The sequence below is a fragment of the Enterobacter sp. FW301-JW81 genome, from assembly GCF_058788735.1.
The window spans coordinates 205,091-218,441 of the sequence record NZ_JBYTBA010000004.1 but is presented as its reverse complement, the minus strand read 5'-3'; the positions used below and the strand labels follow the sequence as shown (position 1 = coordinate 218,441).

General features: G+C 55.1%; 14 protein-coding genes and 1 other annotated feature (1 of these 15 only partly in view). Of the genes, 10 read left to right on the top strand and 4 right to left on the bottom strand.

Annotation, left to right across the window (positions count from 1 at the left end):
• Positions 1-404: 404 nt before the first annotated feature.
• Complete coding sequence (gene ettA / locus AC3WOK_RS14430; RefSeq protein ID WP_006810191.1) at positions 405-2,072, bottom strand: energy-dependent translational throttle protein EttA; 1,668 nt, start codon at positions 2,070-2,072, stop codon at positions 405-407.
• Positions 2,073-2,299: 227 nt separating this feature from the next.
• Between ettA and sltY the strand changes: the two genes are divergently transcribed.
• Positions 2,300-4,237 carry a murein transglycosylase gene (gene sltY / locus AC3WOK_RS14425; RefSeq protein WP_063957454.1) on the top strand — a complete coding sequence of 646 codons (1,938 nt, stop codon included), beginning with the start codon at positions 2,300-2,302 and terminating at the stop codon, positions 4,235-4,237.
• Between the two features lie 55 nt (positions 4,238-4,292).
• Positions 4,293-4,622, top strand: a complete 330-nt coding sequence (gene trpR, locus AC3WOK_RS14420) for a trp operon repressor (RefSeq protein WP_047346298.1) — start codon at positions 4,293-4,295, stop codon at positions 4,620-4,622.
• Positions 4,623-4,649: 27 nt separating this feature from the next.
• On the opposite strand, the gene yjjX is transcribed toward trpR, so the two are convergent.
• The gene (yjjX, locus tag AC3WOK_RS14415) at positions 4,650-5,165 is read right to left on the bottom strand and encodes an inosine/xanthosine triphosphatase (protein WP_059312712.1); all 516 of its coding nucleotides are present in this window, start codon (positions 5,163-5,165) and stop codon (positions 4,650-4,652) included.
• Between the two features lie 49 nt (positions 5,166-5,214).
• On the opposite strand from yjjX, the gene gpmB reads away from it, so the two are divergent.
• A complete protein-coding gene (gene gpmB, locus AC3WOK_RS14410) occupies positions 5,215-5,862 on the top strand; it encodes a 2,3-diphosphoglycerate-dependent phosphoglycerate mutase GpmB (RefSeq protein ID WP_008502057.1) in 648 nt (215 codons plus the stop codon).
• Here gpmB and robA read toward each other — a convergent pair.
• Positions 5,859-6,728 carry an MDR efflux pump AcrAB transcriptional activator RobA gene (gene robA, locus AC3WOK_RS14405; protein ID WP_025758049.1) on the bottom strand — a complete coding sequence of 290 codons (870 nt, stop codon included), beginning with the start codon at positions 6,726-6,728 and terminating at the stop codon, positions 5,859-5,861. The two genes, gpmB and robA, sit on opposite strands and share 4 nt — an antisense overlap.
• A gap of 211 nt (positions 6,729-6,939) precedes the next feature.
• On the opposite strand from robA, the gene creA reads away from it, so the two are divergent.
• From creA to creD, 4 genes are read left to right on the top strand one after another with little or no spacing between them, the layout of a single operon-like run.
• Positions 6,940-7,410: a protein CreA gene (creA, locus tag AC3WOK_RS14400; protein ID WP_023334448.1), complete on the top strand. Its 471-nt coding sequence runs from the start codon at positions 6,940-6,942 to the stop codon at positions 7,408-7,410.
• A gap of 14 nt (positions 7,411-7,424) precedes the next feature.
• Complete coding sequence (creB, locus tag AC3WOK_RS14395) at positions 7,425-8,114, top strand: two-component system response regulator CreB (protein WP_063957455.1); 690 nt, start codon at positions 7,425-7,427, stop codon at positions 8,112-8,114.
• Entirely contained in the window at positions 8,114-9,538 is a 1,425-nt protein-coding gene (creC, locus tag AC3WOK_RS14390; protein WP_447855080.1) for a two-component system sensor histidine kinase CreC, read from the top strand. Before creB ends, creC begins: the two co-directional genes overlap by 1 nt.
• Before the next feature lie 56 nt (positions 9,539-9,594).
• A complete protein-coding gene (gene creD, locus AC3WOK_RS14385; RefSeq protein WP_492354707.1) occupies positions 9,595-10,947 on the top strand; it encodes a cell envelope integrity protein CreD in 1,353 nt (450 codons plus the stop codon).
• Positions 10,948-10,993: 46 nt separating this feature from the next.
• Here the strand turns inward: creD and arcA are convergent, their stop codons facing one another.
• Positions 10,994-11,710: a two-component system response regulator ArcA gene (gene arcA, locus AC3WOK_RS14380; protein WP_003856501.1), complete on the bottom strand. Its 717-nt coding sequence runs from the start codon at positions 11,708-11,710 to the stop codon at positions 10,994-10,996.
• A gap of 95 nt (positions 11,711-11,805) precedes the next feature.
• On the opposite strand from arcA, the gene yjjY reads away from it, so the two are divergent.
• The 3 genes from yjjY to thrL all read left to right on the top strand — a co-directional run bounded on the left by yjjY (position 11,806) and on the right by thrL (position 13,312).
• Positions 11,806-11,946 carry a YjjY family protein gene (gene yjjY / locus AC3WOK_RS14375; protein ID WP_085928893.1) on the top strand — a complete coding sequence of 47 codons (141 nt, stop codon included), beginning with the start codon at positions 11,806-11,808 and terminating at the stop codon, positions 11,944-11,946.
• A 399-nt stretch (positions 11,947-12,345) separates the two neighbouring features.
• Positions 12,346-13,032, top strand: coding sequence for a tRNA/rRNA methyltransferase (locus AC3WOK_RS14370; protein ID WP_063429602.1), 687 nt, complete (start codon positions 12,346-12,348; stop codon positions 13,030-13,032).
• A 211-nt stretch (positions 13,033-13,243) separates the two neighbouring features.
• Entirely contained in the window at positions 13,244-13,312 is a 69-nt protein-coding gene (gene thrL / locus AC3WOK_RS14365; RefSeq protein ID WP_015572623.1) for a thr operon leader peptide, read from the top strand.
• Positions 13,251-13,351, top strand: a sequence feature (Thr leader region) (it continues 17 nt past the right edge of the window). Its footprint overlaps the gene before it by 62 nt.

Sequence of the window (13,351 nt, the reverse complement as noted above, 5' to 3'; positions counted from 1 at the left end):
ATACGGCAGTGGAGGTTATTCCGTTCACTTTATGTTCCTTGCTACTCTGTAACGGCATGGCCTGTGAACGTGCCAGGGCGGCTCAATCGCCACCGCCCTGGCGACCCGGGCTCCCGGCGGTAAATCGCCGCTTCGCGGTACCCTCAGCTTATTCCTTCAGGCTATCGGGTCGGGCATGAGCCTGCATCCCTGCAGGCCACGCCCTCTCGGCGCATCCCTGCGCCTCGCCCCGGCCTTACGGAAACGCCTCGGCGATTTACAGCCGGACCAGGGCATCGCTGTAAGCCATTAATTTACCTGAAGCAACATTCATCGCGTCCGGTTAAAAAATTACTGGGGATCCCTCTCCCACGGGGCTAAGGGAACAAACATAAAAAACGGCAACCGAAGTTGCCGTTTTGCTGTTATTTCGCGATACGCTTGTACTTAATACGCTTCGGCTCCAGCGCGTCTGCGCCCAGCGTGCGTTTCTTGTACTCTTCGTATTCGGTGAAGTTACCTTCGAAGAACTCCACTTTACCTTCGTCCTGATAGTCCAGGATGTGGGTCGCGATACGGTCCAGGAACCAGCGGTCGTGCGAGATAACCATGGCGCAGCCCGGGAACTCCAGCAGGGCGTTTTCCAGCGCGCGCAGGGTTTCGATGTCCAGGTCGTTGGTTGGTTCATCGAGCAGCAGTACGTTACCGCCCACCTGCAGCAGCTTCGCCAGGTGCAGACGACCGCGCTCACCGCCGGACAGCTCGCCCACGCGTTTGCCCTGGTCGGTGCCTTTGAAGTTGAAGCGGCCAACATAGGCGCGGCTTGGCATCTCGGTGTTGCCGATACGCATGATATCCAGACCGCCGGAAACTTCTTCCCAAACGGTTTTGCTGTTATCCATTGCGTCACGGAACTGGTCAACGGACGCCAGCTTCACGGTTTCACCCAGGGTGATAGAACCGCTGTCTGGCTGTTCCTGACCGGACATCATGCGGAACAGGGTTGATTTACCCGCGCCGTTCGGACCGATGATCCCGACGATTGCGCCTTTCGGCACGGAGAAGGTCAGGTCGTCGATCAGCAGGCGGTCGCCGTAGGACTTACGCAGGTTGGTCACTTCAACCACTTTATCCCCCAGACGTGCTCCAGGTGGAATAAACAGTTCGTTGGTTTCGTTACGTTTCTGGTATTCGGTATTGTTAAGCTCTTCAAAGCGTGCCAGACGGGCTTTGCCCTTGGACTGACGGCCTTTCGCGCCCTGACGCACCCACTCCAGCTCTTTCTCGATAGACTTACGACGCGCCGCTTCCTGAGAAGCTTCCTGCGCCAGACGCTGATCTTTCTGCTCCAGCCAGGAGGAGTAGTTGCCTTCCCACGGAATGCCTTCACCGCGGTCCAGCTCCAGGATCCAGCCCGCGACGTTGTCGAGGAAGTAACGGTCGTGGGTAATTGCCACAACGGTGCCTTCGAAGTCGTGCAGGAAGCGTTCCAGCCACGCCACGGATTCCGCATCCAGGTGGTTAGTGGGTTCGTCGAGCAGCAGCATGTCTGGTTTTTCCAGCAGCAGGCGGCACAGCGCCACGCGGCGGCGTTCACCACCGGAGAGATTGGCGATTTTCGCATCCCAGTCCGGCAGACGCAGGGCATCCGCCGCGCGCTCCAGCTGCACGTTCAGGTTGTGACCGTCGTGCGCCTGGATAATCTCTTCATACTTGCCCTGTTGTGCAGCAAGCTTGTCGAAGTCCGCATCCGGTTCGGCGTATTTGGCATACACTTCATCCAGACCTTTCAAGGCGTTAACCACTTCGGAAACGGCTTCTTCTACTGACTCACGCACGGTGTGTTCCGGGTTCAGCTGTGGTTCCTGCGGCAGGTAGCCGATTTTGATGCCAGGCTGCGGACGGGCTTCACCTTCGATGTCTGTATCGATGCCGGCCATGATGCGCAGCAGGGTGGACTTACCGGCACCGTTGAGACCCAGAACACCGATTTTTGCGCCCGGGAAGAAGCTCAGCGAGATATTTTTAAGAATATGACGTTTCGGCGGGACCACTTTGCCGACACGATGCATGGTATAAACGAATTGAGCCACGTTGGACTTCGCCTCTTTTATCGTGATGAGAAGGAATTTCAGCCTCGAAGTGTAGCCTTTTTCACGGCCTAATCCCAGCCAGGAACGTCGGGAGTGTTAAAACGCGCAAGAAAGGTAAAAAAGTGTCCATGACGTGGCGCGTTGCAGGATGCCTGGTTAGCATAAGTTGATTAGACTTTGACGTGGCAAGACGCTGCAATTGACGAAAAAACAATGAGGAAGAGCTTGTGGAAAAAGCCAAACGGGTGGTCTGGCGTCTGCTGGCTGCCAGCGTATGCGTAATGGCGGTAAGCCAGGCGGTGCATGCCGATTCACTGGATGAACAACGTAATCGCTACGCCCAAATTAAACAGGCGTGGGACAACAAGCAGATGGATACCGTGCAGGCGCTGATGCCGACGCTCAAGGATTATCCGCTGTATCCGTATCTGGAGTATCGCCAGATCACGGACGATCTCATGAACCAACCGACCGTCACCGTGAATAACTTCATTCAGGCGAACCCGACCCTGCCGCCGGCGCGGAACCTGCAGTCTCGTTTCGTTAACGAGCTGGCGCGTCGCGAAGACTGGCGCGGACTGCTGGCGTTTAGCCCTGAAAAGCCGAACGCCACCGAAGCCCAGTGTAACTATTACTATGCGAAATGGGCGACCGGGCAGCAGGAAGAGGCCTGGGCAGGGGCGAAAGAGCTCTGGCTCACCGGCAAAAGCCAGCCAAACGCCTGTGATTCCCTGTTTGGCGCATGGCGTGCTTCCGGCAAGCAGGACCCGCTGGCCTATCTTGAGCGCATCCGTCTGGCGATGAAAGCCGGCAACACGCGGCTGGTAACCACCCTGGCGGGGCAAATGCCGTCCGATTACCAGACTATCTCTACGGCGGTTATTGCCCTGGCAAACGATCCGAACAGCGTCCTGACCTTTGCCCGCACTACGGGGGCGACCGATTTTACCCGTCAGATGGCGGCGGTGGCTTTTGCCAGCGTGGCGCGTGACGATGTGGAAAACGCGCGACTGATGATCCCGCAGCTGGTGCAGGCGCAGCAGCTTAACGAGGAGCAGACCCAGGAGCTGCGCGACATTGTGGCGTGGCGACTGATGGGCACGGATGTGACCGACGAACAGGCGCGTTGGCGAGACGATGCCATTATGCGCTCGAACTCCACCTCGCTGGTGGAACGACGCGTGCGAATGGCGCTGGGCACGGGCGATCGCCGGGGGTTAAATACCTGGCTGGCGCGGTTGCCTATGGAAGCCAAAGAGAAGGACGAATGGCGCTACTGGCAGGCCGACCTGCTGATGGAGCGCGGTCGTGATGATGAAGCCAAAGATATTCTCCATTCGCTGATGCAGCAGCGCGGCTTCTACCCGATGGCGGCCGCGCAGCGCCTGGGCGAGGAGTACATCTTCCGCATTGATAAAGCGCCCGCTAACGCGAACCCGGCGCTGACGCAGGGGCCAGAAATGGCACGCGTTCGCGAGCTGATGTACTGGAACATGGACAACACCGCGCGCAGCGAATGGGCGAACCTGGTGACCAGCCGCACCACCGACGAGAAAGCCCAGCTTGCCCGCTATGCGTTTGATAATCACTGGTGGGATCTAAGCGTGCAGGCGACGATCGCCGGCAAGCTGTGGGATCATCTCGAAGAGCGTTTCCCGCTGGCTTATAAAGATCTTTTCGATCGCTACACCAGCGGCAAAGATATCCCGCAAAGTTACGCGATGGCGATTGCCCGTCAGGAGAGTGCGTGGAACCCGAAAGTCCGTTCCCCGGTGGGTGCCAGCGGTCTGATGCAGATCATGCCGGGTACGGCGACGCACACGGTGAAGATGTTTAATATTCCTGGGTACAGCAGCCCGTCACAGCTCCTGGATCCGGATACCAACATCAACATCGGTACCAGCTATCTCCAGTACGTGTATCAGCAGTTCGGCAATAACCGCATCTTCTCTTCGGCGGCGTATAACGCGGGTCCCGGGCGCGTGCGCACCTGGCTCGGCAACAGCGCCGGGCGCATTGACGCCGTGGCGTTTGTCGAGAGCATTCCGTTCTCGGAAACGCGCGGATACGTGAAAAACGTGCTGGCGTATGATGCGTACTATCGCTACTTCATGGGGCAGAAAGATACCCTGATGAGCGATGCCGAGTGGCAGAGACGTTACTGATCGGCGTGGGTTGTGTTATGCTGTACTCGCTAATGAGTACAAGAGGCAGCATAACATGACCCAGCATTCCCCGTATTCCTCGGCAATGGCCGAACAACGTCATCAGGAGTGGCTTCGTTTTGTGGAGTTGCTTCGCCAGTCTTACGATCAGGATTTGCATTTACCCCTGATGCAGCTGATGCTCACGCCGGACGAGCGCGAGGCGCTGGGCACGCGCGTGCGGATCATTGAAGAGTTGCTGCGCGGCGAGATGAGCCAGCGCGAGCTTAAAAATGAGCTCGGCGCGGGTATCGCAACGATTACCCGCGGATCGAACAGCCTTAAGTCGGCACCGGTTGAGCTGCGTCAGTGGCTGGAAGCGGTATTGCTGAAAAACGCTGGATGACGGCTTCGCCTGATCCGGCCTACACATTCAACGATAAATCGCGTTATGGAACGGGCTTAACGCCAGGATCACCGCCTGGTGATACACGCCTGAACGCGTCAGCGCGCCGGCGGTAAAGACGCCAATGGCCCCTTCTTTACGGCCAATCTCATCAATGCCGGTGTACTGCGACATCACCGGCCCGAGCGCTTCACCCGCGCGTACTTTCTCAAGAATAATGTCCGGTAGCGGCAGGGTAGCCGAACGCGCTTCACCGCGCTGCTCGCGACTTTCGATAACCACCCAGCTAAACGTTGCGCCTTCGTCGATACCTGCTTCAATGGCCACCCAAAAGTCAGCATCCGGTGCCGCAGCCTTCGCATTCGCCACGCGATTTCGTGCGCCAGCGCGCGTTTCCTCGCTGCCGAACGGCTGTTCAGGAACGCCACTCTCGACGCCGATGGCCTCAATATGGCAGGATCCTGCGCCGAAGATCTCTTCAAATGCCCTTAGAATTGCCTGAATTTTGGCAGGATTAGTGGTAGCAGAGACAACATGGTGCATAATTAAGCTCGATTCAAAAAAACTCATCGCAGTATAACGGAAAAAAAGCATGTTACAGGTATACCTTGTTCGCCACGGTGAAACGCAGTGGAACGCCGAGCGACGTATTCAAGGCCAGTCAGACAGTCCGCTCACTGAGAAGGGCGTGCAGCAAGCGTGGCAGGTGGCAGAGCGCGCCAGAACGCTGGGCATTACCCACGTCATCACCAGCGACTTAGGTCGCACACAGCAGACGGCGCGCATCATCGCAGACGCCTGCGGCTGTGACGTCATGCTTGAGCCGCGCCTGCGCGAGCTGGATATGGGCGTGCTGGAAAAACGCCATATCGATACGCTGACGGAAACGGAAGAGGGCTGGCGTCGCACGCTAGTGAACGGTACCGAAGATGGCCGTATTCCTGAGGGAGAATCCATGCAGGAGCTCAGCGTGCGCATGCATGCTGCTCTGGCCGAGTGCCTGAAGCTTCCGGCAGGAAGCCGTCCGCTACTGGTGAGTCACGGGATTGCGTTGGGTTGCCTGGTGAGCACCATTCTGGGGTTACCGGCGTATGCTGAGCGCCGTTTGCGTCTGCGCAACTGCTCCATTTCCCGGATTGATTACCAGGAGAGCGCGTGGCTGGCGTCGGGCTGGGTAGTGGAGATGGCAGGGGACATTTCGCATCTTGATGCCCCTGCGCTTGACGAACTGCAGCGTTAACGACGTATCGGAATCAAGAATTCCATACGCAGATTGATTGGGCCTTCTTCCGGTTTAGCATCCTGCGCCGGGTAGTAGCGCTCAATGTCCTGACCCTTACGGCGATTCAGATTCAGCATCGGCATGCAGGTCCCGTAAACGGTCAGGATGAACTCCTGAACCCCCGTTCCCAGCCCTTCATACGCGAACATCACGTACTCACCGCCTTCCAGCACGACAGGCTTCGACCCCTGAATGTAGCCATTGGCCATATCCGGTGTCAGCGCGGTGGTGTAGAACACCTCCTGTTCGTCGTCTTTTTCCTGGCTCGGGTGCGTTTCGTTGAGACCATACAGAATCGGCGGGATCGCCGGCGCGTGGCTCAGGAAGTCGCGCCAGAACTGGACGCGCATCTGATGTCGGAACTCAGAAATCTGCTCCAGAGAGCACGAGTAACTCTGCGTTGTACCGATCAGATGGGTTTCAGGCAGCGTGACAATTTCGTATTTCGGCATCGCGAACTCGCCCAGACGCAGCGGCGGACGCATGCCAAACGAGCTCCAGTCAGGCGAGCGACGATAAAGCGCTGGCGTCAACGAGAACTGTTTCTTAAAGGCGCGGGTGAAGGTTTGCTGCGAATCGAAACGGTATTGCAGGGCAATATCCAGAATCGGGCGTGCGGTCAGGCGCAATGCCACAGCAGACTTTGACAGACGACGTGCGCGAATATAGGCCCCGATAGCATGACCGGTGACATCTTTGAACATCCTCTGCAGATGCCACTTGGAATAGCCTGCTTTAGCCGCCACATTATCCAGTGACAAAGGCTGGTCGAGATGACCTTCCAGCCAGGTGAGCAGGTCGCGAATAATTCCAGCCTGATCCATATACTATCCTCATCCTTAAAACAGCAGGTGCCTGATAACAGGTTAGCGGATAATAGCATTTTTTGATGTTTTAGCATTCAGTGTTTTTTTTGCGCATTCATGCTTTTTGGAGCACATTATGGGCAAATATATTCTAATCCTGTGATCTTGCTACATTTTTGTCTAAAGTGTTGAATAATCGCTCAGCGTAATTTTAAAGAATGGTAACAATATGAAATACAAGACTTTGATCTTCACCGCATTGATGTTGATGGTTGGCCGCGTCGCACAGGCAGAACAGATTGGTTCGGTCGATACCGTGTTCAAAATGTTCGGCCCGGACCACAAAATTGTGGTGGAGGCGTTTGACGATCCGGACGTGAAAAACGTCACCTGCTACGTCAGCCGCGCGAAAACGGGCGGTATCAAAGGCGGCCTGGGGCTGGCGGAAGATACTTCCGATGCGGCGATCTCCTGCCAGCAGGTGGGGCCGGTTGAGCTGAGCGATAAAATTAAAAACGGTAAAGCGCAGGGTGACGTGGTGTTCCAGAAACGGACCTCGCTGGTGTTTAAAAAGCTTCAGGTAGTGCGCTTCTATGATGCCAAACGCAACACCCTGGCATACCTGGCCTATTCCGACAAAGTGGTGGAAGGCTCGCCGAAAAACGCGATCAGCGCGGTGCCGATTATGCCGTGGCACTAATTCAGGGATGAACCATGCAACAACCTGTGGTCTGGCTGGTTGAAGACGAAATCAGTATCGCCGATACGCTTATCTACATGCTCCAGCAGGAGGGATTTGCAGTAAAGGCGTTTGAACGGGGTTTGCCGGTGCTGGAGGAGGCGAGGCGACAGGCTCCGGCGCTCGCCATTCTGGATGTCGGGCTGCCGGACATCAGTGGGTTTGAGCTTTGTCGCCGACTGCTGGCGCAGCATCCTTCATTGCCGGTGCTGTTTCTGACGGCGCGCAGTGATGAGGTGGACAAGCTGCTTGGGCTCGAAATGGGGGCCGATGACTACGTGGCCAAGCCTTTTTCACCCCGTGAAGTCTGTGCGCGGGTGCGGACAATTTTACGGCGCATGCAAAAATCCGCCGCGCCTTCAGAGATTGTGCGCATCGGCCAGTTTGAGCTGAATGAACCAGCCGCGCGAATTAGCTGGTGTGGTGAAGCATTACCGCTCACGCGCTATGAGTTTTTACTGCTTAAAACCTTACTGCAGGCTCCCGGACGGGTGTTCTCCCGTCAGCAGTTAATGGACAAGGTGTGGGGCGAAGACGGCGACAGTTTCGATCGTACCGTGGACACCCACATCAAAACCCTGCGCGCCAAGCTGCGGGCGGTGAATGAGGAACTTTCACCCATCAGTACCCATCGCGGTATGGGCTATAGCCTGGGGCTTTATTAATGCGCATTGGAATGCGGTTGCTGCTGGGGTATTTCCTGATCGTCGCCATCGCCGCGTGGTTTGTGCTGTCGATCTTTGTTCAGGAAGTGAAGCCCGGCGTGCGCAGAGCAACCGAGGGCACGTTGATCGATACCGCGACCCTGTTGGCCGAAATCGGACGTGACGATTTGCTTTCGGGTAATGCGCAGCAGGGCAAGCTGGCGCAGGCCTTTTCGCAGCTTCATCAACGCCCTTTGCGCGCCAATATCGGCGGGATTCATAAAGTGCGTAACGAGTATCACGTCTACATGACCGATGCACAGGGCCGGGTCGTGTTTGATTCCGCCGGTCTGGCCGTGGGAAAAGATTATTCGCGCTGGAACGACGTCTGGCTGACGCTTCGCGGTGAATATGGCGCGCGCAGCACCCAGAGCTTTCCCGACGATCCGGAGAGCACGGTGATGTATGTTGCGGCACCGATCAGGGATCGGGGCAAGATTATCGGTGCGATCTCGGTAGGCAAACCGAACAGCGCGATGGCGCCGGTGATTCACCGCAGCGAACGACGGATCCTGTGGGCAGGCGGAGCGCTGCTCGGCATTGCCCTGCTGATTGGCTTTGCTGTGGCGTGGTGGATCAATCGATCCATCGGCACCTTATCGCGCTATGCCGACTCGGTGACCACCGATACGCCTCTCCCGCTACCGAATCCCGGCAGTAGCGAACTGCACAAGCTGGCGCAGGCGCTGGAAAATATGCGCATTCGCCTGGAAGGGAAAAACTATATTGAACGCTATGTCCATGCGCTCACCCACGAGCTGAAAAGCCCGATCGCGGCCATTCGCGGTGCGGCAGAAATTCTCTCTGAACAGCCACCGCCGCAGGTGGCCGAGCGGTTTATCGATAATATTCTGGTACAGAACGCGCGCATGCAGTCGCTGGTCGAAAAGCTGCTCACCCAGGCTCGGCTTGAAAATCGCGTCGAGATTATTCCTGAGGTCGTCAGCGTCGACTCGCTGTTCACGCGGCTTGCCGACGCGCGCGCGGCACTGTTGGCAGCGAAAGAGATTGTGCTGACCCTTCAGCCGGCCTCGCTTTACGTGGCGGGCGATCCCGACCTTCTCGAACAGGCGCTTGGCAATTTGCTGGATAACGCTATAGATTTCACGCCGCAGGGCGGGGCCATTGCACTAGTGGCCCGGGAAGATCGCAGGCAGGTACAGCTGATCGTCACCGACAGCGGAAGCGGGATCCCGGACTATGCGCGGGAACGTATTTTTGAACGCTTCTATTCCCTTCCTCGTGAGAACGGGTTGAAGAGCAGCGGTCTCGGGCTGGCTTTTGTGCAGGAGGTTGCGCGTCTGCATCAGGGAGAGATCGATTTACGCAATCGTGATGAAGGAGGCGTGATGGCCACGCTCACGCTTCACCGTCCCTTCACATAACTTCAAACTGGCCCCACATGGCCCGGTTACGCTCTCCCCATCACAAAGGAGACGTAATGATGAAATCCCCCCTGTTCTGGAAAATTAGCACCCTGCTGGGGTGCATCCTGCTGCTGTTAGTCCCGCTGTTTATGGTCAGTAACCTGATTTCAGAGCGCGAGAGCTATCGCAACGACGTTGAAAATACGCTGCGCCAAAGCACCAGCGGACCGCAAAAACTGGTCGGTCCGATGATTGCCATTCCGATGACGGAGATCTTTTACAAGATAGAGGACGAGAAGAAGGTCGAATTTAAGAAAAACTATATGCATTACATTCTGCCGGAATCTCTGGTTATTGAAGGGAACCAGCACGTGGAGTCGAGAAATATTGGCATCTATGACGGGCAAATCTGGAACACTGACCTGAAGATTAAAGCGCAGTTTAATACCGAAGCGCTAAAACAGCTGAGAGGGGAAACGATAACAACAGGGCAGCCGTTTATCGTGACGGGCGTTGGCGACGCGCGGGGTATTGGCACCGTCAGCATCTCTAAAATCAATGGTGAAACGCTAAGCGTGGAACCCGGTTCCGGTGTCTACGGGGCGCTAGCGGGGATCCACATCCCTCTGACCGACAAAGCGCTGGAAGCCAAAACGTTTGCACTTGAGATGTCACTCAACCTGGCGGGAACCGGCAGTTTTGCGGTGGTACCGGTAGGGCGTAATAGCGAAATGACGCTCAACAGCAACTGGCCGCATCCGGGTTTTATGGGCGATTACCTTCCGGTTAAGCATCAGATAGGCGAGTCTGGTTTCCAGGCGAACTGGCAGAGCAGCTGGTTTGCAAATAACCTGGAGAGCTGGTTCTACGACAAGGAATCACCGGAGTGGGAAGCGCTCCCGGCCTTTAGCGTGACGGTAGCCACGCCAGCCGACCAGTATCAATTGACGGATCGGGCAATTAAATACGCTATTTTGCTGATTGCCCTGACGTTTATGGCCTTCTTTGTCTTCGAGACCTTAACCGGATTACGCCTTCACCCGATGCAGTATCTGCTGGTGGGGCTATCGCTGGTACTGTTCTATTTGGTGTTGCTGGCCCTGTCTGAACACGTCGGGTTTACCCCCGCCTGGATTGTCGCAAGCCTCGTTGGGGCGGCGATGAACGGAATGTACCTGCAGGCGGTGCTGAAAAGCTGGAAGCGCAGCGGAATGTTTGTGCTGGCACTCCTCGGACTGGATGTGGTGATGTGGTTCCTGCTGCGTTCGGAGGACAGTGCATTGTTGCTGGGCTCTGCTGTTCTCGCCCTGGCGCTGTTCGCGGTGATGTATCTGACCCGTCATTTTGACTGGTACTCGCTCTCTCAGCCGAGGCGCCCTCAACCTCCTGTAGAGCCTGATAACGACACGATGCGGATCTGGAAATAAAAAAAACGGCGCATAAGCGCCGTTTTTTAATGCATTAACTGCGGGATTACTCCTGCAGATCGCCGCAGAAACGGTACCCTTCGCCGTGGATCGTGGCGATGATTTCCGGCGTATCTGGCGTAGATTCGAAATGTTTACGAATACGACGGATGGTGACGTCTACGGTACGGTCGTGTGGCTTCAGCTCACGGCCGGTCATTTTCTTCAGCAGCTCTGCACGGGACTGAATTTTGCCCGGGTTTTCGCAGAAGTGCAGCATCGCGCGGAATTCACTGCGCGGCAGTTTATACTGCTCACCGTTCGGGCTAATCAGCGAACGGCTATTGATATCAAGTTCCCAGCCGTTGAATTTGTAGCTGTCTACGCTACGACGCTCTTCGCTGACCGTACCCAGGTTCATGGTGCGGGACAGCAGGTTGCGTGCACGAATGGTTAACTCGCGAGGATTGAACGGCTTGGTGATGTAGTCATCCGCACCGATTTCCAGGCCAAGAATTTTATCAACTTCGTTGTCACGGCCCGTCAGGAACATTAACGCGACGTTCGCCTGCTCGCGCAGTTCGCGCGCCAGAAGAAGACCGTTTTTGCCCGGCAGGTTAATATCCATGATCACCAGGTTGATATCATTTTCAGAAAGGATCTGATGCATCTCTGCGCCATCGGTCGCTTCAAAGACATCGTAGCCTTCTGCTTCGAAAATGCTCTTTAACGTGTTGCGTGTTACCAACTCGTCTTCAACGATAAGAATGTGCGGGGTCTGCATGTTTGCTACCTAAATTGCCAACTAAATCGAAACAGGAAGTACAAAAGTCCCTGACCTGCCTGATGCATGTCGCAAATTAACATGATCGGCTTAACGTGACTAAAGTACGTAATTGCGTTCTTGATGCACTTTCCATCAACGTCAACAACATCATTAGCTTGGTCTTGGGTACTTTCCCTTTGGACCCGACAGTGTCAAAAACGGCTGTCATCCTAACCATTTTAACAGCAACATAACAGGCTAAGTGACACCAGACACCCAATAAAACTACGCTTCGTTGACATATATCAAGTTCAATTGTAGCACGTTAACAGTTTGATGAAATCATCGTAGCCGAATGCTAGCCTTTGTCACAATTTTTCAATAAACCAACTAGTTGCGGACATTGATTTATAAACGAAGCGAATCCAATCAGAATAGGGTATTCATATCGCTATTATCATTATAAAACATAGGGATAATAGTGTTCTGTTAACATTCTAACTGATTGTTCAGACAAGGAATAGTTTAGCGTTTTTAATTTGTTATGAAACGCTATTTCGGTGATTTGTGTTGCAATTTTGTAAATTCGCGCTGCGTAATATGTTGAAGCGCATCACATTTTTACCCGCTAACTGATTAAAAAGAGAGCATAAATGCATCTGTCGATTGTACTGGTCGCCCCAGCCAGAGCAGAAAATATAGGCGCTGCCGCGCGCGCCATGAAGACCATGGGATTTACCGATTTACGTATCGTGGACAGCACTGCCCACCTGGAGCCTGCGGCACGCTGGGTGGCGCACGGATCGGGCGATATTCTCGATAATATAACCACTTACGATACCCTCGCCGCGGCGCTACACGATATCTCCTTCACCGTCGCCACCACGGCGCGCAGCCGGGCGAAGTTTCACTATTACGCCACGCCAGCGGAGCTTGTGCCGATGCTGAGCGAGAAAAGCCAGTGGCTGGAAAAAGCGGCGCTGGTGTTTGGTCGTGAAGATTCCGGATTAACAAACGAAGAGCTGGAGCTGGCTGACGTTCTTACCGGCGCGCCGATGGTGGCCGATTACCCGTCCCTGAACTTAGGCCAGGCAGTAATGGTTTATTGCTATCAATTAGCCTCCCTAATACAAATTCCCCAACCTCAGGCTGAAGGGGCAAACGAAAATCAGCTGGCCGCGCTGCGCGCTCGCGTTGAGCAGCTGTTAACCCAGCTGGGGGTGGCGGACGATCAAAAAATGGCTGACTGGCTGCAGCAGCGTCTTGGGCGTCTTGAGCAGCGGGACACCGCAATGCTGCATCGTTTGCTGCATGATATTGAAAAAAAATTGGCCGAGTAAAATACTGCCATAAGTTTTTACTATGGCGGATAAGTCTGTTGCAAAGGGTTGCATCTGGGGGAATCGGATGAAAATAAATCTGCCCGCAGCGGGACGTGAGAGTCTCTCAAAATGTGATCAAATTAAAAATCCATTGACTTAAGGGGCCCGATCCTTTAACCCTAAAAGAATACAGCACAGACAGATAATAATGACAGAGTACACAACATCCATGAAACGCATCAGCATCACCACCATTACCACAACCATCATCATTACCACAGGTAACGATGCGGGCTGACGCGTACAGGAAAAACAAAAAAAAGCCCGCACCTGAACA